This window comes from Pseudomonas sp. RIT-PI-S, from assembly GCF_025642975.1.
GTDB lineage: Bacteria > Pseudomonadota > Gammaproteobacteria > Pseudomonadales > Pseudomonadaceae > Aquipseudomonas.
This window is the reverse complement of the sequence record NZ_JANZKJ010000011.1, coordinates 124,475-144,191: the sequence shown is the minus strand read 5'-3', so window position 1 is coordinate 144,191 and position 19,717 is coordinate 124,475. Positions and strand designations below refer to the sequence as shown.

Genomic DNA, 19,717 nt, shown 5'->3' with positions numbered 1-19,717 from the left:
CTCATTGTTTCAGCTTCGCCTGCCGCTTACGGCGACCTTCGGGCGCCCAATCGAGAGCCCCCACTCGCCAAAGGTAGACAAGACCCGCCAACAGAATTGCTATGAAAATGAGTGCTTCGGCAAAGCCCGCCCAGCCGCTTTCACGGACAGAGACAGACCAGGCGAACAAAAAGAGGGCTTCGATATCGAAGATCACGAACAGCATCGCGACCAGATAGAATTTGGCAGACAAGCGCAGGCGGGCGCTACCGACCGGCAGCATGCCGGATTCGAAGGGGTCGTTCTTGCTACGCCCCCAGGCCTTGCCACCGAGCAGGCTCGAAAGCCCAAGCATGAAGGCGCAAAGCCCCGCTACACCCAGAAGGAAGATGGCAAAGCCCCAGTTATGGGCGATGAGTCCTGCTGATGGGGTCATGCTGGCAATCCTTAACAGAGGGTAGATCTCTGAGTCGAAGAGGGTAAAGCAGTGACTATATGTCGCAGCCGTAAGATCGGCGGGATTTTATGGGCAAACCCGCGGCAAGTAAATTTATCGCATCAAATTAATTCGCCCAATCTACTAAATAGTCCCCGCCTATACCCGGCAAACCCCTTGCAGCCGGGGATTCGACCTGTTTCGTTCAAAGCTGTTTCCTTCCATGGGTAATAAACTTCTGTAAATGATAATTGATCTCAATTAACGTTGTTCGAAGGTTCTTTTGTTAGCGCGCGTTTCACTTCGCTGAAGTCACTATAGTCCTGTTGAGAGTTTATGCCGGGATGATTTAAGCGTTTGGACGTGAGTCAAGGAAATGGTTGCCCCAGCATGCGAGCCCTTGCCCGAACCAATAACGCAAAAAGCCGCCCGAAGGCGGCTTTCTGAACAGCGTTGACGCTTAGTGGAACTGTTCTTCTTCGGTGGAGCCGGTGAGGGCGGTGACCGAGGAAGCGCCACCTTGAATGACCGTAGTCATGTCGTCGAAGTAGCCAGTGCCCACTTCCTGTTGGTGTGCCACGAAGGTGTAACCCTTGGCGGCGTCGGCGAATTCCTGCTCTTGCAGCTTCACGTAGGCGGTCATGTCGTTGCGGGCGTAGTCGTGCGCCAGGGAGAACATGCCGTGCCACATGTTGTGAATGCCGGCCAGAGTGATGAACTGGTGCTTGTAACCCATGGCAGACAGCTCACGCTGGAACTTGGCGATGGTCGCGTCGTCCAGGTTCTTCTTCCAGTTGAAGGAAGGCGAGCAGTTGTACGACAGCAACTGGTCTGGGTATTCCTTCTTGATCGCCTCGGCGAAGCGACGGGCTTCGTCCAGGTCCGGCTTGGCGGTCTCGCACCAGATCAGGTCGGCGTAAGGGGCATAGGCCAGGCCACGAGCGATGGCTTGGTCCAGGCCGGCGCGCACTTTATAGAAGCCTTCCGGAGTACGGGTGCCGGTCACGAACGGCTGGTCGTACGGGTCGCAGTCCGAGGTCAGCAGGTCGGCCGCGTTGGCGTCGGTACGGGCCAGGATGATGGTCGGCACGCCAGCGACGTCTGCTGCCAAGCGAGCGGCAACCAGCTTCTGCACGGCTTCCTGGGTAGGCACCAGAACCTTACCGCCCATGTGGCCGCATTTTTTCACGGAGGCCAGCTGGTCTTCGAAGTGAACGCCGGCGGCGCCTGCTTCGATCATGCTCTTCATCAACTCATAGGCGTTGAGCACGCCACCGAAGCCGGCTTCAGCGTCGGCTACGATCGGGGCGAAGTAGTCGATGTAGCCATCGTCGCCTGGGTTCTTGCCGGCTTTCCACTGGATCTGGTCGGCGCGACGGAACGAGTTGTTGATGCGCTTGACCACGGTCGGTACCGAGTCAACCGGGTACAGCGACTGGTCGGGGTACATGGACTCGGCGCTGTTGTTGTCGGCGGCAACCTGCCAGCCGGACAGGTAGATGGCCTGGATACCGGCTTTTACCTGTTGCACTGCCTGTCCGCCGGTGAGGGCACCCATGCAGTTGACGAAGTCTTTATCGGGACGGAAGGACGGCTTGGCGCCCTGGGTTACCAGCTTCCAGAGCTTCTCAGCGCCCAGTTTGGCCAGGGTGTGCTCGGGTTGGAGCGAGCCACGCAGGCGGACGACATCGGCGGCGGTGTAGGTGCGGGTCACCCCTTTCCAGCGTGGGTTTTCCGCCCAGTCTTTCTCAAGGGCCGCTATTTGTTGTTCGCGTGTCAGTGCCATGGGGTGAACCTCGTCGCATAGGTCTCGTAGGGTTATCCAGCTCCACCGTGAGGCGTTACGCCAATCAGGGCAGCGGCAGGGGCCGTGGGCGCGCTGGTTGAAGTTCGAGAGGCGAACGGTCGGTTCGGCGAGCCGGCGTGTACCTGAGCTGCGTGGGGCCCTGGCCATTCCTGATCGCGCGAAATCGGCAGGACTGCCGTCGGCGCTTCCGTCCCTCGGGACAACTTCGTTCCAGTCGCAACCCCATCGGACCGCCTTGTGGGCCGTGCTGATACGGGAGCGGCCTCGGGATGGTGAGGTCGCGCCCCGAAGGCCCTTGTTCAGGGCCCCTGATTAGCGGGAGCGAGGCCATCATGCCCGCGGCGCAAATCGTCGTCAAACATTTTGTAGTGTTTTTTTAAAGGCACTACATCTGGTCGGACAAACGACCGGAGAGTCACGAAAAGGCCCTGGAGTCGGTGCTTCAGGGCAGGGCGTCGACACGCACTTTCAGGGTCATGTCATCGTGACCTTGAGTGCCGTAGTAGCGAGTACCGCCACTGCGCTCGCCCTGGCTTTGGCCGCTGATGCCGGCGACGGTAATCCACTGGCCAAGGGGGCCGCTGACGCGGGTGTCGGTGCTTTGCACGTTGACCACGTCGGGGCGCTCCTGGCTCATGTGGTCGTTGTTGGTGCTGATGGCCAGGTGCACGGTTTCGCCCGTCACGCTGGCGGTAACGTAAAACCCCTGGGTAACGTTGCGGTACTCGGTCTGGGTTTGGAGCCGGCCGTAGGCATCGGTCTGGGCGGTGGTCAGCGGGACGCTTTGGCCAACCTGGATCAACGCCGGCGTGCCCTCACTGGCTTGCACCTGCTGCACGCCACCGCTGCGGTTGGCGGTGCCGTAGCGAATCACCCGGCCGTTGCCGGCTCCGGCTCCACTGCTGTGATTGCTGTCGCTGGTGTCCACGCTGATCAGCAGACGGCGAGCAGGGGTGTCCAGGCGCTCGAGCAGCGCTCCCAGTTCGTCCAGCTTGCCGGGCTCGGCGTTGACCACCAACTGGTTGCCAAAGGCGCTGACGGTGCCTTGGCTGCCCAGGAACGAACGCACCATCGGCAGCAGCTCTTCACTGCTGCGGTAGTGCAAGTCCAGCACTTGAGTGGCGGCTTGGGCGAAAGGTGTGAAGGCGATGAGAAGGAGAAGGAAGAACGGGCGCAGCGGCATGACAGAATACTCCGCGAAGTCGAGCCCCTAGTATGAACCAGGCGCGCTACCTGTAGGAGCCTGCGAAGGCCGCGAACCGGCCATGCCTTGGTTCGCAGGCTGGCGTCGGTTCCTATCGGGTAGCGCCCAGGCCGGCCGCTACGCCAAGCGGCGCACCATGTCCACATGCGGCAGGCCCGCTTCGAGAAACTCCTCGCTGACCACTTCGAAGCCAAAGCGCTGGTAGAACGCCGTGGCGTACAGTTGAGCGGTCAACTTCAGCTCGCCGATGCCGCGTTGGCTCGCCTCGGCGATCACGGCCTGCATCAATGCATCCCCGACCTTCAGCCCGCGCCAGTCCTTGAGCACGGACAAGCGGCCAACATAGCCGTCGGGAAGCAGGCGGGCCGTGCCGATGGCGAAACCGCTTTCCTCGGCAAGGAAGTGGATAGCGGTTTCGTCTTCCGAATCCCACTCCTGTTCTGGCGCAACGGCTTGCTCGGCAACGAACACGGATTCGCGGATGCGGTGGATCTGCTTGTAGTCCCGGTGCCAGTCCGCCAGCCGGATACGTAGGTCATTCATCGGCGAACCCCAGGCTCCCCTGCAGCACCAACTGGCTGAGCAGGGTGACGGCTTCATCGTCGGCCAGCCAGGGCGCCAGGTTCGTTTGGTGCAGGGCGTCAGCCGAGCACACCAACTGCAGCAGGCCACGCAGTGTGCCCGGCAGCAATCGGCTCTGGCCGCTGGCGAAGAGCATGAGTTCGCTACCCATTTCCGACCAGGCCAAGCGCGCGCTTGGGTTGCGTACCATGACTGCGCCATCGCCGAGTGCGTCGAGAAGGTCTTCTTCGCTCAGCTCGGTTCCCGCCACCCGCTCGGCATAACGAGGCTCGGTCATGAATTGGCCGAACCAGGTGAGCAGCAGGCGATCGTCACCCATGTGCTGCGCTAGCAGGTCCTTGAGCCGTGCCAAGGCATCGTGCTGGATCTGGTTCGGGTCGCTTACCGGCTGGATGTCCGCATCGCTGTAGCGCTCATCATCTGGGATGAACTGGCTGAGGAAATCGGTGAAGTGGGTCAGCACTTCGCTGGCGCTGGGCGCGCGGAAGCCAACGCTGTAGGTCATGCAGTCGTCCACGGCGGTGCCGAAATGGGCCAGGCGCGGCGGCAGGTAGAGCATGTCGCCGGGTTCGAGCGTCCAGGCCTCGGTTTCCTGGAAGTCGGCCAGGATGCGCAGGTCGGCGTGCTCGAGCAGTGGGCTCTCGGCGTTGCACATCTGCCCCACGCGCCAGGTGCGCTTGCCATGACCCTGCAGGAGGAACACGTCGTAGTGGTCGAAGTGCGGGCCCACGCCACCGCCCGGCGCGGCATAGCTGATCATCACGTCGTCGATCCGCCAGGTAGGGAGGAATCGGAACGGTTCGAGCAGTGCGCTCACTTCGGGAACGAATTGATCGACCGCTTGCACCAGGAGGGTCCAGTCTTTTTCCGGCAGGGTGGCGAAGGTGTCTTCGGTAAAGGGGCCGCGTCGCAGCTCCCACGGATGCTCACCGTGTTCCACGACGATCCGTGATTCGATTTCTTCTTCCAGGGCCAGGCCGGCAAGTTCGTCCGGGCTGATCGGGTTCTCAAAATCGGTGAAGGCCTGGCGAACCAGAAGGGGTTTCTTCTGCCAGTAATCGCGAAGAAATTGTTGCGCCGTCAAGCCGCCGAGCAGTTGAAGAGGTTTATCGGAAGACATTGCTAACTCTTTGTAATTTATCGATACGTAGAATAAAAAACGCCCGGCGAGGCCGGGCGCATGCGCAGGCTGCGATTAGATCCGCCGCGCCTGTTCTGCGGCGTTGCCGATATAGGTAGCCGGCGTCAGGCGGGCAAGCTCGGCCTTGGCGGCGTCGGGCATGTCGAGGCCATCGATGAATTCTTGCAGAGCCTCGGCGGTGATGCCCTTGCCTCGGGTCAGCTCCTTGAGCTTTTCGTAGGGGTTTTCGATGTTGTAGCGGCGCATGACCGTCTGGATCGGCTCGGCCAGCACTTCCCAGCAGGCGTCCAGGTCGGCGGCGATGCGCTGGGCGTTGATTTCCAGTTTGCCAATGCCCTTGAGGCTGGCTTCGTAGGCAATCACGCTGTGGGCAAAGCCCACCCCCAGGTTGCGCAGCACAGTGGAGTCGGTCAGGTCGCGCTGCCAGCGGGAGATCGGCAGCTTGCTCGCCAGGTGCTGGAACAGGGCATTGGCGATGCCAAGGTTGCCTTCGGAGTTTTCGAAGTCGATCGGGTTGACCTTGTGCGGCATGGTCGAGGAACCGATCTCGCCCGCAACGGTGCGCTGCTTGAAGTAGCCCAGGGAGATATAGCCCCACACATCGCGATCGAAGTCGATCAGGATGGTGTTGAAACGGGCAATGGCGTCGAACATCTCGGCGATGTAGTCGTGCGGCTCGATCTGGGTGGTGTAGGGGTTGAACACCAGGCCGAGTTCGTCTTCGATGAAGGCGCGGGCGTTGGCTTCCCAGTCGACGTCCGGGTAAGCGGACAAATGGGCGTTATAGTTGCCTACCGCGCCGTTGATCTTGCCAAGCAGTGGCACTGCCGCAACCTGGGCGATCTGCCGCTCAAGCCGGTAGACCACATTAGCCAGTTCCTTGCCCAGGGTGGTGGGGGAGGCTGGCTGGCCATGGGTGCGCGAGAGCATCGGCACGTCGGCGAAGCGGATGGCCAATTCGCGGATGGCGTCGGCGATCTGCCGCATCAGCGGCAGCAGCACGGTATCGCGGCCCTCGCGCAGCATCAGCGCGTGGGACAGGTTGTTGATGTCCTCGCTGGTGCAGGCGAAGTGAATGAACTCGCTGACCTTGGCCAGTTCTGGCAACCGTGCGGCTTGCTCCTTGAGCAGGTACTCGATGGCCTTGACGTCGTGGTTGGTGGTGCGCTCGATTTCCTTCACGCGCTCGGCATGCTCGAGGGCGAAGCCGCTGGCCAGTTCATTGAGCAGTGTGTTGGCGCCTTCCGAGAACGGCGGTACTTCGGCGATTTGCGGATGTGCAGCCAGCCGCTGCAGCCAGCGCACCTCTACCATGGCGCGGAAACGGATCAGCCCGTATTCGCTGAAGATGGGGCGCAGGGCCTCGGTTTTGCCGGCGTAGCGGCCGTCAACAGGGGAAACCGCAGTGAGCGAAGAAAGCTGCATGGGGTGTTCTCGGGCAGTCGGGCAACGAAAAGGGCGCATATGATACACGAAAAGCCGCGAGGCTTGCTGGCTGTTCTGGCCAGCGGGCGTGATCAATGGCCCCGGAGCATCGGGTATAGTTCGCGCAGCAGTTTGCGCCGGCTGACCAGCAACTGCCAGCGATGGCCGCCCAGCTGCCGCCACAGCCGGGCGCAACGGATACCGGTCAGCAGGAGCGCGCGGATCTTCGAGGCGTTGTTCGGCTGCTGCAGATGGCGCATATCGCCATGCACCTGGATGCGTTGGCGAAGGGTGCTGAGGGTGTCTTGGTAAAGCCCGCCGCTGGCGGCGACCACGTTCTCATGCGCTGGGCCGAAATGCTGGACCTGGGCCTGGATCTGCGGCAGCCGCTTGCCGATCACATCGAGCATGGCGGGGCGTTTTTGCAACTGGCGCTCCAGGGTCACCATCGATAGCGCATAGCGCAACGGCTCGCGCTGCAAAGTGGCCGGATCTCGCTCCAGGGCGGCGGCAAGCGCCCGGTAGCCCTCTTGCAACTGGTCGTCGCTGCCGCCGAATACCTCCAGGGTGTCTTTCGGGTCGCGGATCAGCAGCGTACCCAGCATGCCGCCAAGCGCCGCCTCGCTGATTTGCCCGGTCTTCGCTACCCGGTCCACCAGCACGGCCGCCTGGAATACCCCGCCGAGCGCGATCAGTTGCTCGCGTATGTCGCTCATGCCAGGGCTTCCTTTCGCAGGTGTTGCGGGTACGCGGCCTCGATCACACCGCCGCCGAGGCACACTTCACCGTCATAGAAGACCACCGATTGCCCCGCCGTCACCGCCCGCTGCGGCTCATCGAAGGTGGCCAGGTAGCCCTCGGCGGTACGTTCCAGGGTGCAGGCCTGGTCGGCCTGGCGGTAACGCACCTTGGCCGTCAGGCGCCGCGGTTGGGACAGGTCCACGGGGTTGACCCAGAACACTTGCGAAGCGTGCAGGGCGGTGGCGAACAGCCAGGGGTGATCGTTGCCCTGGCCGACGATCAGTTCGTTGCGGGAAAGGTCCTTGGCCAGCACATACCAGGGTTCGTCGCTGGCGCCCTGCAGGCCGCCTATGCCCAGGCCCTGGCGCTGGCCGATGGTGTGGTACATCAAGCCATGGTGGCGGCCGATGACATCGCCCTCGGTGGTCTTGATCTCCCCAGGCTGGGCCGGCAGGTACTGTTTGAGAAAGTCGCTGAAGCGGCGTTCGCCGATGAAGCAGATGCCGGTGGAGTCCTTTTTCTTCGCCGTGGCGAGGCCATGGAGGTCGGCGATCGCGCGGACCTCGGGCTTCTCGAGCTCGCCAACCGGGAACAGGGTGCGGGCAATCTGTTCGCCGCCTACGGCATGCAGGAAATAGCTCTGGTCTTTGTTCGGATCAAGGCCCTTGAGCAGTTCGGTGATGCCGTCGCGGTCCCGCCGACGCACGTAATGGCCCGTGGCGATCAGATCCGCCCCTAGGCTCAGGGCATAGTCGAGAAAGGCTTTGAACTTGATTTCGCGGTTACAGAGGATGTCCGGGTTTGGGGTGCGCCCCGCCTTGTATTCGGCGAGGAAGTGTTCGAACACGTTATCCCAGTACTCGGCGGCGAAATTGGCCGTATGCAGCTTGATCCCGATGCGATCGCACACCGCCTGAGCGTCAGCGAGGTCTTCGCGGGCGGTGCAGTAGTCCGTGCCGTCGTCTTCCTCCCAGTTCTTCATGAACAGGCCTTCGACCTGGAAGCCTTGTTGCAGTAGAAGCAGAGCGGACACGGAGGAATCGACGCCGCCGGACATGCCGACGATCACGCGCGTGTTACGAGGATCCTTGTAGGGATCGAGAAGGGCAGGCTCACGCATGGGCTTGGAAAACGCTCGGGTGAAAAACGGAACATTCTAACAGGCCGGTGGCGGGCTGGGGAAAACTGCTTAGTCACGTACTACGTCCAGGCTATGAAGTGGCCCGGTGAGGTAATCGTCGAGGCAACGCATCACCAGCTCACTGCGCCAGCGCTGGGGTTCGGCGGCCAGTTCGTCACGGGTCAGCCAATGGGTGGCGGTGATGTCCCGGTCCAAGGGGTGATCCTTGCGGCGCAAGGGGCGCGCGGCGAAGCAGACGCGCTGATAGGTCACGCCGTTGGAAGGGGCAACGTACAGGTAAATGCCTACCACGGCGGTGAGTTCGACGTCCCAAGCGGTTTCTTCCCGGGTTTCTCGCAACGCCGCTTCGCGCAGGGTTTCGCCGCGCTCGAGGTGCCCGGCCGGCTGGTTAAGCACCAGGTGGCCGTCCTGGTGTTCTTCCACGAAAAGGAATCGGCCATCGTCTTCGATCACGGTGGCGACGGTAATGTGCGGGTGCCAGGTCATGTGGGGGTCCAGTGCAGAATGAAAAACCCCGGCCGGGGCCGGGGTTTCTGGTGGGGCTTAGTTCAGCGACGCGATGGCATCGTTGAGGGTCTTGCTGGGGCGCATGGCCTTGCTGGCCAGCTCCGGCGTGGCGAAGTAGTAACCGCCGATGTCCACGGGTTTGCCCTGGGCGCCGTTCAACTCGGCAACGATGGTTGCCTCGTTGCTCGCCAGCTTCTCGGCCAGCGGCTTGAAGCGAGCCTGCAGGTCGGCGTCGGCGCTCTGTGCGGCCAACGCTTCGGCCCAGTAGGTGGCCAGGTAGTAATGGCTGCCACGGTTGTCGATGCCGCCGACTTTGCGCGATGGCGACTTGTTGGTGTCCAGGAACTTGCCAGTCGCCTGGTCCAGCGTGTCCGCCAGTACTTGCGCCTTGTTGTTGCCGTAGGTCGTCGCCAAGTGCTCCAGCGAGGCTGCCAGGGCGAGGAATTCGCCGAGCGAATCCCAGCGCAGGAAGCCTTCTTCGTTGAACTGCTGCACGTGCTTGGGTGCAGAGCCGCCCGCGCCCGTCTCGAACAGGCCGCCGCCGTTCATCAGCGGAACGATGGACAGCATCTTGGCGCTGGTGCCCAGTTCCATGATGGGGAACAAGTCGGTCAGGTAGTCGCGCAGCACGTTGCCGGTGACGGAGATGGTGTCCTTGCCTTCGCGAATGCGTGCCAGGGACAGCTTCATGGCCTCGACCGGCGCCAGGATCTGAATGTCCAGGCCACTGGTATCGTGATCTTTCAAGTAGCGCTGTACTTTCTCGATCAGGGCGGCATCGTGCGCGCGTGCGGCGTCGAGCCAGAAGATTGCCGGAGTGCTGCTGGCGCGGGCACGGTTGACGGCCAGCTTGACCCAGTCGCGGATAGGCGCGTCCTTGGTCTGGCACATGCGGAAGATATCACCGGCTTCCACCGGCTGCTCCATCAGCACCTTGCCGTCTTCGCCCAGCACACGGACCACGCCGTCCGCCTTGACCTGGAAAGTCTTGTCGTGAGAGCCGTACTCTTCGGCTTTCTGCGCCATCAGGCCAACGTTCGGGACACTGCCCATGGTGGTCGGGTCGAAGGCGCCGTTGCGCTTGCAGTCTTCGATGACCGCCTGGTAGATGGTGGCGTAGCAGCGATCCGGGATAACGGCCTTGGCATCCTGCAGCTGGCCATTGGCGTCCCACATCTTGCCCGAGTCGCGGATCATGGCCGGCATCGAGGCATCGACGATCACGTCGCTCGGTACGTGCAGGTTGGTGATGCCCTTGTCGGAGTTGACCATGGCCACGGCGCCGCGCGCCGCATAGACGGCTTGCACGTCGGCCTCGATCTCTGCCTGCTTCTCCGCAGGCAGGGTCTTGATCCGCGCGTAGAGGTCGCCGATGCCGTTGTTACTGTTGAAGCCAACTTCGGCCAGGGTGCTGGCGTGCTTGGCGAGGGCGTCTTGGTAGTACTCCTCGACGAACTGGCCGAACATGATCGGGTCCGAGACCTTCATCATGGTGGCCTTCAGGTGCACCGAGAACAATACGCCCTGGGCCTTGGCATCTTCGATCTGGGCCGCGACGAATGCGCGCAGGGCCTTGCGGCTCATCACCGCGCTGTCGATGATCTCACCCGCCTTGACCTTGGTTTTTTCCTTGAGAACGGTGGTGCTGCCGTCCGCGCCGGCCAGCTCGATACGCACGCTGCCATCGGCGGCGATGACTGCCGCTTTCTCGCTGCCGTAGAAGTCGCCGTTGTCCATGTGCGCCACGTGGGCCTTGGAATCGCTGGCCCAGGCGCCCATCTTGTGCGGGTGCTTGCGGGCATAGTTCTTGACCGACAACGGCGCGCGGCGGTCGGAGTTGCCTTCGCGCAGCACCGGGTTCACGGCGCTGCCCTTGATCTTGTCGTAGCGCGAGCGAATGTCCCTGGCTTCGTCGCTGTCGGCGACGTCAGGGTAGTCCGGAACGTTCTTGCCCTTGAGTTGCAGTTCCTTGATCGCGGCCTTCAGCTGCGGCACCGAGGCGCTGATGTTCGGCAGCTTGATGATATTGGCCTCGGGCGTGGTCGCCAGCTCGCCCAGCTCGGCCAGGTCATCGGACGCGGTATCGTTGCCCAGGCGCTCCGGGAAGGCGGCGAGGATGCGGCCGGCCAGGGAGATGTCGCGGGTTTCAACGGTGACGTCGGCGGTCTTGGTGAACGCCTCGATGATGGGCAGGAGGGAATAGGTGGCGAGGGCAGGGGCTTCGTCAGTGAAGGTGTAGATGATCTTGGATCGGGTGGGCATGTCGGGTTAACTCTCTGTTTTGCTGAGCATGCTAAGCATCTCGTTGCGCAGGGTAGGCGCTTTCGGCACTGCGGCGTGCATCGAAAGTCGAGAGGCGTTGCGGTGATGTTGGGTGCATCAGTCGAGCGTCAAACGGCCGGGCCGAGGTGCTGGCCCGAACGGGTTCACGGTTACCGGTGGCGCCCCTTGCGTGGAGGTTCGCCGCTATGACTCAGTGGTCACCCGGCGGAGTATATCAAACCCGTGGCGCTGCGCACCTAATGTGGCGTGTTAGAAAACCAGGTTGGGCTGCTGCTTTAGTAGGGGGGCGGGCAGAGCGGCCCATGGGCCGCGCGCGACCAACCGCCCTGGAAGGGACGGCTGGGTATCAAGGAGTCGTCCGTCAGGCGTGGACAGTGGAGGACGCGTGCGTAGAAGTAGAAACGGTGGCCGTCTCGGTCACCGGCGAAATGCCCACGGCGTGCATGCCTTTGGGGCCTTGAATAATTTCGAAATGCACGGGTTGCCCAGCCTTGAGCGTTTTATAACCTTCCATTTTGATAGCCGAGAAATGGGCAAAAAGATCTTCATCTTTGCCATCCTCGATGATGAACCCGTAGCCCTTAGCATTGTTGAACCACTTGACTTTACCGCTTAGCATGCTCATATCCCTCTGCAAAGGACCCCATCTCTGGAGTATCATCCACCTCGTTCGCGCACCGGCCGAAAATTTTATTTGACTGTGCGGACCTTTCTTCCCCAATGTGGGTTCTACTGTTTGTAACACCGTTTTGCCGATAGTCAAGGTCATGCGGCGGCCGAGTATCAATCTGGACACACGTCTCACCACAACCTTCAATCGCTCAACGATGATCACTTCCGAAATGCATGCAACCAACCATATTCGTCTAACCTTCAAGCAGGAACGGGCCGGCCTGGAGAGGGCCGGTCGAGAACGGCTCGGTCCAGACAGCCCCATCCCTCTGGAAGATGATGCCGCCGGGGTGGCGGTGCAGGAATCGAAGCCGGCACTGCAGGCCCCACCGATGTACAAGGTGGTGCTGTTCAATGATGACTACACCCCGATGGATTTCGTGGTGGAAGTGCTGGAGCTGTTTTTCAACCTGAACCGCGAACTCGCGACCAAGGTGATGCTGGCTGTACATACGGAAGGGCGTGCGGTCTGCGGGCTGTACACCAGGGACATCGCGGAAACGAAGGCCATGCAGGTGAATCAATACGCCAGGGAAAGCCAGCATCCGCTACTCTGTGAAATCGAGAAGGACGGTTGAAATCCGGCCACTTGGGTTATGAGGTGAAGCTATGTTAAACCGCGAGCTCGAAGTCACCCTCAATCTGGCCTTCAAGGAGGCTCGGTCAAAGCGTCATGAGTTTATGACCGTCGAGCACCTCTTGCTGGCCCTTTTGGATAATGAAGCAGCCGCCACCGTTTTACGGGCGTGCGGAGCCAACCTCGATAAACTCAAGCACGACCTCCAGGAGTTCATCGACTCCACCACTCCACTTATTCCAGTCCATGACGAGGATCGCGAAACCCAGCCTACCCTGGGTTTCCAGCGTGTATTGCAGCGCGCCGTGTTCCACGTGCAAAGTTCGGGCAAGCGTGAGGTGACCGGGGCCAACGTTCTGGTGGCCATCTTCAGTGAGCAAGAAAGCCAGGCGGTTTTCCTGCTCAAGCAGCAGAGCGTTGCGCGGATCGACGTGGTCAACTACATCGCCCATGGCATCTCCAAGGTGCCAGGGCATGGTGAACACTCCGACGGGGAGCAGGATATGCAGGACGACGAAGGCGGTGAGTCTTCTTCATCTGGTAATCCCCTGGACGCCTACGCAAGCAACCTGAATGAATTGGCACGGCAGGGGCGTATCGATCCGCTCGTGGGCCGTGAAAACGAAGTCGAACGTGTTGCCCAGATTCTCGCCCGGCGCCGTAAGAACAACCCGCTCCTGGTGGGCGAGGCGGGGGTGGGCAAGACCGCCATCGCCGAAGGCCTGGCCAAGCGGATCGTCGATAGCCAGGTGCCCGACCTGCTCGCCAGCAGCGTGGTCTACTCCCTTGACCTGGGTGCGCTGCTTGCCGGTACCAAGTACCGCGGCGATTTCGAGAAGCGCTTCAAGGCCCTGCTCGGCGAGCTGCGCAAACGGCCGCAGGCGATCCTCTTCATCGACGAGATCCACACCATCATCGGTGCTGGGGCGGCGTCCGGGGGCGTGATGGATGCATCCAACCTGCTCAAGCCTTTGCTGTCCTCGGGTGAGATTCGTTGCATCGGTTCCACGACCTTCCAGGAATTCCGCGGCATCTTCGAAAAAGATCGCGCCCTGGCTCGGCGCTTCCAAAAGGTCGACGTGACCGAGCCTTCGGTGGAAGACACCATCGGAATCCTGCGTGGGCTTAAGAACCGCTTCGAGCAGCACCACAGTATCGAATACAGTGACGAAGCCTTGCGTGCCGCCGCTGAGCTTGCCTCGCGCTATATCAATGACCGCCACATGCCCGACAAAGCTATCGATGTGATCGACGAGGCCGGCGCCTACCAGCGCCTGCAACCAGTCGAGGCGCGGGTCAAGCGTATCGAGGTCGCTCAGGTCGAGGACATCATTGCCAAGATCGCTCGGATTCCTCCAAAGCATGTCAGCAGCTCGGACAAGGAACTGCTCCGTAACCTGGAGCGGGACCTGAAACTGACCGTGTTCGGCCAGGATGCAGCAATCGATTCCCTCTCTACGGCAATCAAGTTGTCGCGGGCCGGCCTCAAGGCGCCTGACAAGCCCGTGGGTTCGTTCCTGTTCGCCGGGCCAACCGGCGTGGGCAAGACTGAAGCCGCGCGACAATTGGCCAAGGCGCTGGGGATCGAGCTGGTTCGCTTCGATATGTCCGAATACATGGAGCGTCATACCGTCTCCCGGTTGATCGGGGCGCCGCCAGGTTATGTCGGGTTCGATCAAGGTGGGTTGCTGACCGAAGCGATTACCAAGCAGCCTCACTGCGTACTGTTGCTCGATGAAATCGAGAAGGCGCACCCGGAAGTCTTCAACTTGCTGCTGCAGGTGATGGACCACGGGACGCTCACCGACAACAACGGGCGCAAGGCGGATTTCCGCAACGTCATCGTGATCATGACTACTAACGCCGGCGCCGAAACCGCTGCTCGGGCATCCATCGGCTTCACTCAGCAGGATCACTCTTCCGATGCCATGGAAGTGATCAAGAAGAGCTTCACGCCGGAGTTCCGCAACCGCCTGGATACCATCATCCAATTCGGCCGCCTCAACCACGAAGTCATCAAGAGTGTGGTCGACAAGTTCCTTACCGAGCTGCAGGCCCAATTGGAAGATAAGCGGGTGTTGCTGGAAGTCACGGATGCCGCGCGCAGCTGGCTTGCGGCGAGTGGCTATGACGCGCAGATGGGTGCTCGGCCGATGGCTCGGCTTATTCAGGATAAAATCAAGCGGCCCCTGGCTGAGGAGATCCTGTTCGGAGAGTTGTCCGACCATGGCGGGGTGGTGCATATCGATATCAAGGATGGCGAGCTCACCTTCGACTTCGAAACCACAGCTGAAATGGCCTGATCTTGCTGCGGCGGGGGTAATCCTCGCCGTAGCGAAAATGCACCGGCCACAACGAAAAGCCCGGCTTTCATTGCCGGGCTTTTTCGTTTTCGAGCTATCAGCGAGCGCGGTAGGTAATGCGACCCTTGCTCAAATCGTAAGGGGTCAGCTCGACGCGGACCTTGTCGCCGGTCAGGATTCGGATGTAGTTCTTGCGCATCTTTCCGGAAATATGCGCGGTAACGACGTGCCCGTTTTCCAACTCCACGCGGAACATGGTGTTGGGCAGGGTGTCGACGACAGTGCCTTCCATTTCGAAGCTGTCTTCTTTCGACATGCAGTAAAGCCCTCGGTATCCAGTATGTGGCCCGGTGCAACTGCGCCAGGCAAAAGCGGCGCATATTGTGCCCGAAAAAAGGACCACGCGCCAAGGGCTTCAGTTCAGTACGACCCACCGCTGATTAATCAAAAGTTCGATCGGGCGATACTGGGTCTTGTAATTCATCTTCTTGCAGTTCTTGATCCAGTACCCGAGATACACCGCCCCCAGGTCCAGCCGCAGGGCCTCGCTGATCTGCCAGAGGATAGCGAACCGGCCCAGGCTCCGCCGCTCCTCGTCGGGCTCGTAAAAGGTATAGACCGCCGACAGCCCATTGGGCAGGAGGTCTGTCACGGCGACCGCGAGAAGGCGGGTGCCGCTGCGGAATTCATAGAACTTCGAGAACGGAAGGTCGCGTACCAGGAACGTCGCGAACTGCTCCCGGCTCGGCGGGTACATGTCGCCATCGGAATGCCGCTGGTCGATATACCGCTTGTAGAGATCAAAGTATTCCTCGGTGTAGCGGGGGCGAGCGGCGGTGACCAAGATGTCGGCGTTGCGCTTGAGGATCCGCTTGTGCTGGCGGCTGGGAAGAAACCGCGCAGCAGGAATGCGCGCAGGCACACAGGCATTGCAGCGCTGGCAGTGTGGGCGGTAGAGATGGTCGCCGCTGCGCCGGAAGCCAAGCTCGGAAAGGTCCGCGTACACGCCGGTGTCCATCGGTTGGCTGGGGTCCAGGAACAACGTAGTGGCCTGCTCATCCGGCAGATAACTGCAGGCGTGGGGCTGAGTGGCATAAAACTTCAAGCGCGCCAACTCGGTCATGATCAACCCTCGATCGAACTCACTGGTTTGAGTGTATGCCAGCGTGGCACAACACGCCTACCTGGCTAGGTCGGCCCAGTTGGTATTGTTTGGAGCGTCCAGGTGTTGTTCAAGGTAGCGGGCGAATTCTGTGCGGCTGATTTCCCTTGCGCCCAAGCTTTCCAGATGAGCTGTGTGCATCTGGCAGTCGATCAGCACGAAGCCAGATTGCTCCAGATGCTGCGTCAGGGTGGCGAAGGCCACCTTGGAGGCGTCGGTCGCCCGGCTGAACATGGACTCCCCGAAAAACAATCGGCCCATGGCGATGCCATACAGGCCGCCAACCAGCGAGTCGCCTTGCCAGGTTTCCACGCTATGGGCGATGCCCTGGCGGTGCAGCTCGATATAGGCTTGTTCGATCGCTGGGGTGATCCAGGTACCACGAGCGTAGGCGCGCGGCTCGGCGCACGCGCGGATTACCGAGGGAAAGGCCCGGTCGAAGGTGACGCTGAAACGCCCCTGGCGCATCACCTTGCGCAGGCTGCGCGACACCTTGAGCTCGGCCGGCGGCAATACCATCCGTGGGTCGGGTGACCACCACAGCACCGGCTGACCGTCTTCATACCAAGGGAAGCAACCGTGGCGGTATGCCGCGATCAATCGTTCCGGGCTGAGGTCACCGCCAGCGGCCAGCAAGCCATTGGGATCGCGCAGGGCACGGTTCAGTGCGGGAAAGCTAAGGTCGTCACGGGTGAGCCAGGTGAGCATGGTAGGGCCGCAGTATCGAATCAGGCGGAAGGGGAGGGCAGTATTGCGCCAGCGGTGGCTGACGTCGAGGGCTGGCCATCCGCCGAGTCCGGCCCTGAGCCTCTTGGGCGACGGCACCGGGGCTTGGGGAACCCGAACGTGCCGGGTGAGTCCATGAAGGTTCGAGCAGTAACGTAAAATATTCGCTTAACCCTTTGTCAGCCATGACAAAGCATGGTGAAATCAAAGCCATTTCATTGGCTTTTGCATTGCCGAGGCCTCTGGGCCGTTGATGTCGCCCGGCCAGGGGTGGCTTGCCGCTACCCTATGACATAGGTACTGTAAATCCGTACAATGCCGGGCCATGAACGGAACCGGCCGCGATACAGTCCTTTATCCCTGATCGCGCGCACCGCGCAGGAAAGAACGCGTTTTGAAGAAGTCCACCGCTAAACCCGTCCCCGTCCCGCTCTGGCGGCAGCAGTTCCACTACCGCCTCAAAGAGGGCGCGCTGATTGCCGTGGCCGCCCTGTGCCTGTACCTCTGGATGGCGCTGCTCAGCTACGACCAGGGCGACCCCGGCTGGAGCCACACCGGTACCAGCGTCGGCCAGGTCCAGAATGCCGCGGGCCGCGCCGGTGCCTACGCCGCGGATATCCTCTTCATGGTGCTGGGGTACTTCGCCTATGTCTTCCCCTTGCTGCTGGGCGTCAAAGCCTGGCAGATCTTTCGCGAGCGGCACCAGGCCTGGCAATGGAGCGGTTGGCTGTTCTCCTGGCGCTTGATCGGCCTCGTCTTCCTGGTGCTGTCTGGCGCCGCCCTGGCGCACCTGCATTTCCATTCCGCGGCCAGTTTGCCGGCGTCGGCCGGCGGCGCCTTGGGCGAAAGCCTTGGAGACCTGGCACGCAATGCGCTGAACGTCCAGGGCAGCACGCTGTTATTCATTGCGTTGTTCCTGTTTGGCCTTACGGTGTTCACCGACCTTTCCTGGTTCAGCGTGATGGACACCACGGGCAAGATTACGCTGGACCTGTTCGAGCTGGTCACTGGCATGGCCAGCCGCTGGTGGGCCGCGCGCAGTGAGCAGCGTCGCCTGGTGGCCAGCCTGCGCGGCGAGGAGGCCGTCTATGCGGCCGAGGCGCCACCTGCCCGTCGTGAGCCGCGTGCCGAACCACGGATGGAAGCCAAGCCGCAGCCACCTGTGGCGGTGCGGCAGGAGCCTGTATTCGAGCCGCGTGCAGAAGCACCTGCGGCACCCGCCAGTGCCCCCGTGGTCGCCATGGCGGCTGCCGGCGCTCCGGCCCGGGCGCGGGTGCCTGAGGTGGCGCTTCGCATGCCCTGGGACGACGAGGACGAACTGGAGAGCTTCACCGCCGATGGGCGAGCACCTGTGCTGGACGCTCCACGTCTTGTGGCAGAACGGGTCGCCCAAGTCAGCGCCCCCGTGCTGCCGCCCATCATCGCGCCCTCGGCTCAGCCGCCGGCAGTGCCTCCACCGGCAGCGAAGGTAGAGCCGGTGCGCCGCATGTTCCCGGAAAAACCCGAACCGCCCATGGTGGATGCCGCCCTCGAAGGCACCATTCCTCCGCTGTCGATTCTCGACCCTGTACAGAAAAAGCAGGTTCAGTACTCACCCGAGTCCCTCGCGGGCGTGGGCCAGCTGCTTGAAATCAAGCTCAAGGAGTTCGGTGTCGAGGTAACGGTGGATTCGATCCATCCTGGGCCGGTGATCACCCGCTATGAAATCCAGCCTGCCGCAGGGGTAAAGGTCAGCCGCATCTCCAACCTGGCCAAGGACCTTGCCCGTTCCCTGGCGGTGACCAGCGTGCGCGTGGTTGAGGTCATCCCTGGCAAGACCACCGTGGGCATCGAGATTCCCAACGAGGATCGGCAGATCGTGCGCTTCTCCGAAGTGCTATCCACCCCTCAATACGATGATGCCCAATCCCCAGTGACGCTTGCCCTCGGGCATGACATCGGCGGTAAGCCAGTCATCACGGACCTGGCAAAAATGCCTCACCTGCTGGTGGCCGGTACTACGGGTTCCGGTAAGTCGGTGGGTGTGAACGCGATGATCCTGTCGATCCTGTTCAAGTCCACGCCGCAAGACGCGCGCCTGATCATGATCGACCCGAAGATGCTCGAGCTCTCGATCTACGAAGGCATCCCGCACCTGTTGTGCCCGGTGGTCACGGACATGAAAGACGCAGCCAATGCGTTGCGCTGGAGCGTTGCCGAGATGGAGCGGCGCTATAAGCTGATGGCGGCGATGGGGGTACGGAACCTGGGCGGTTTCAACCGCAAGGTGAAGGATGCCGAAGAGGCGGGCACGCCGCTTGGCGATCCGCTGTACCGCCGCGAAAGCATGGAAGACGAGGCGCCCCTGCTCAAGACGCTGCCCACGATCGTGGTGGTGGTCGATGAGTTTGCCGACATGATGATGATCGTCGGCAAGAAGGTCGAAGAGCTTATCGCGCGTATCGCACAAAAGGCGCGGGCGGCCGGTATTCACCTTATTCTCGCCACCCAGCGCCCTTCAGTGGACGTTATCACGGGTTTGATCAAGGCGAACATTCCCACCCGGATGGCGTTCCAGGTGTCGAGCAAGATCGACTCTCGGACGATCATCGATCAAGGCGGGGCGGAGCAATTGCTTGGCCATGGCGACATGCTCTACATGCCTCCGGGCACCAGCCTGCCCATCCGTGTGCATGGGGCTTTCGTGTCCGACGATGAAGTGCACCGTGTGGTGGAAGCCTGGAAAATGCGCGGCACGCCCGACTACAACGATGACATTCTCAATGGCATCGAAGAGGGGGGCGGCGGCAGCTTCGAGGGCGCTGGCGGCGGCGATGGCGATGACAGCGAGAGCGACGCGCTGTATGACGAAGCGGTGGCCTTTGTGCTTGAAAGCCGCAGGGCCTCCATCTCCTCGGTTCAGCGCAAGTTGAAGATCGGCTACAACCGTGCTGCGCGGATGATCGAAGCCATGGAAATGGCTGGCGTGGTTACCCCCATGAACAGTAACGGTAGTCGCGACGTCATCGCTCCCGGCCCACTACGCGATTGA

General features: G+C 61.6%; 17 protein-coding genes. 3 read left to right on the top strand and 14 right to left on the bottom strand.

The features are described 5' to 3' along the window. Position 1: 1 nt before the first annotated feature. From OGL93_RS16210 to cspD, 11 genes are all read right to left on the bottom strand, one after another. On the bottom strand, positions 2–415 hold the full coding sequence (locus tag OGL93_RS16210; protein ID WP_263263827.1) for an NADH-quinone oxidoreductase subunit A: 414 nt from the start codon (positions 413–415) through the stop codon (positions 2–4). Positions 416–875: 460 nt separating this feature from the next. Further along, positions 876–2,201, bottom strand: a complete 1,326-nt coding sequence (gene aceA, locus OGL93_RS16205) for an isocitrate lyase (RefSeq protein ID WP_263263826.1) — start codon at positions 2,199–2,201, stop codon at positions 876–878. 463 nt (positions 2,202–2,664) lie between these two features. Continuing rightward, on the bottom strand, positions 2,665–3,405 hold the full coding sequence (locus tag OGL93_RS16200; RefSeq protein WP_263263825.1) for a secretin N-terminal domain-containing protein: 741 nt from the start codon (positions 3,403–3,405) through the stop codon (positions 2,665–2,667). Between the two features lie 138 nt (positions 3,406–3,543). After that, the gene (locus OGL93_RS16195) at positions 3,544–3,969 is read right to left on the bottom strand and encodes a GNAT family N-acetyltransferase (protein ID WP_263263824.1); all 426 of its coding nucleotides are present in this window, start codon (positions 3,967–3,969) and stop codon (positions 3,544–3,546) included. Beyond that, positions 3,962–5,128, bottom strand: a complete 1,167-nt coding sequence (locus tag OGL93_RS16190) for a cupin domain-containing protein (protein WP_263263823.1) — start codon at positions 5,126–5,128, stop codon at positions 3,962–3,964. Before OGL93_RS16190 ends, OGL93_RS16195 begins: the two co-directional genes overlap by 8 nt. Positions 5,129–5,203: 75 nt before the next feature. Beyond that, complete coding sequence (purB, locus tag OGL93_RS16185) at positions 5,204–6,574, bottom strand: adenylosuccinate lyase (RefSeq protein WP_263263822.1); 1,371 nt, start codon at positions 6,572–6,574, stop codon at positions 5,204–5,206. Positions 6,575–6,666: 92 nt separating this feature from the next. Then, positions 6,667–7,290, bottom strand: a complete 624-nt coding sequence (hflD, locus tag OGL93_RS16180; RefSeq protein ID WP_263263821.1) for a high frequency lysogenization protein HflD — start codon at positions 7,288–7,290, stop codon at positions 6,667–6,669. Further along, a complete protein-coding gene (gene mnmA, locus OGL93_RS16175) occupies positions 7,287–8,435 on the bottom strand; it encodes a tRNA 2-thiouridine(34) synthase MnmA (protein WP_263263820.1) in 1,149 nt (382 codons plus the stop codon). The genes hflD and mnmA overlap by 4 nt, the downstream gene beginning before the upstream one ends. Positions 8,436–8,504: 69 nt before the next feature. Further along, on the bottom strand, positions 8,505–8,942 hold the full coding sequence (locus OGL93_RS16170; RefSeq protein WP_263263819.1) for an NUDIX hydrolase: 438 nt from the start codon (positions 8,940–8,942) through the stop codon (positions 8,505–8,507). A 57-nt stretch (positions 8,943–8,999) separates the two neighbouring features. Further along, entirely contained in the window at positions 9,000–11,225 is a 2,226-nt protein-coding gene (locus OGL93_RS16165; protein WP_263263818.1) for an NADP-dependent isocitrate dehydrogenase, read from the bottom strand. A gap of 382 nt (positions 11,226–11,607) precedes the next feature. Continuing rightward, complete coding sequence (gene cspD / locus OGL93_RS16160) at positions 11,608–11,865, bottom strand: cold shock domain-containing protein CspD (RefSeq protein WP_263263817.1); 258 nt, start codon at positions 11,863–11,865, stop codon at positions 11,608–11,610. Between the two features lie 223 nt (positions 11,866–12,088). On the opposite strand from cspD, the gene clpS reads away from it, so the two are divergent. Further along, entirely contained in the window at positions 12,089–12,496 is a 408-nt protein-coding gene (gene clpS / locus OGL93_RS16155) for an ATP-dependent Clp protease adapter ClpS (RefSeq protein WP_263263853.1), read from the top strand. Between the two features lie 31 nt (positions 12,497–12,527). Next, positions 12,528–14,798: an ATP-dependent Clp protease ATP-binding subunit ClpA gene (gene clpA / locus OGL93_RS16150; protein WP_263263816.1), complete on the top strand. Its 2,271-nt coding sequence runs from the start codon at positions 12,528–12,530 to the stop codon at positions 14,796–14,798. A 97-nt stretch (positions 14,799–14,895) separates the two neighbouring features. Here the strand turns inward: clpA and infA are convergent, their stop codons facing one another. The 3 genes from infA to aat form a co-directional block, all read right to left on the bottom strand. Beyond that, on the bottom strand, positions 14,896–15,114 hold the full coding sequence (gene infA / locus OGL93_RS16145; RefSeq protein WP_002553999.1) for a translation initiation factor IF-1: 219 nt from the start codon (positions 15,112–15,114) through the stop codon (positions 14,896–14,898). A 99-nt stretch (positions 15,115–15,213) separates the two neighbouring features. Then, positions 15,214–15,921: an arginyltransferase gene (locus tag OGL93_RS16140; protein ID WP_263263815.1), complete on the bottom strand. Its 708-nt coding sequence runs from the start codon at positions 15,919–15,921 to the stop codon at positions 15,214–15,216. A 57-nt stretch (positions 15,922–15,978) separates the two neighbouring features. Further along, positions 15,979–16,668: a leucyl/phenylalanyl-tRNA--protein transferase gene (gene aat / locus OGL93_RS16135; RefSeq protein WP_263263814.1), complete on the bottom strand. Its 690-nt coding sequence runs from the start codon at positions 16,666–16,668 to the stop codon at positions 15,979–15,981. Between the two features lie 412 nt (positions 16,669–17,080). Between aat and OGL93_RS16130 the strand changes: the two genes are divergently transcribed. Next, positions 17,081–19,717: a DNA translocase FtsK gene (locus tag OGL93_RS16130; protein WP_263263813.1), complete on the top strand. Its 2,637-nt coding sequence runs from the start codon at positions 17,081–17,083 to the stop codon at positions 19,715–19,717.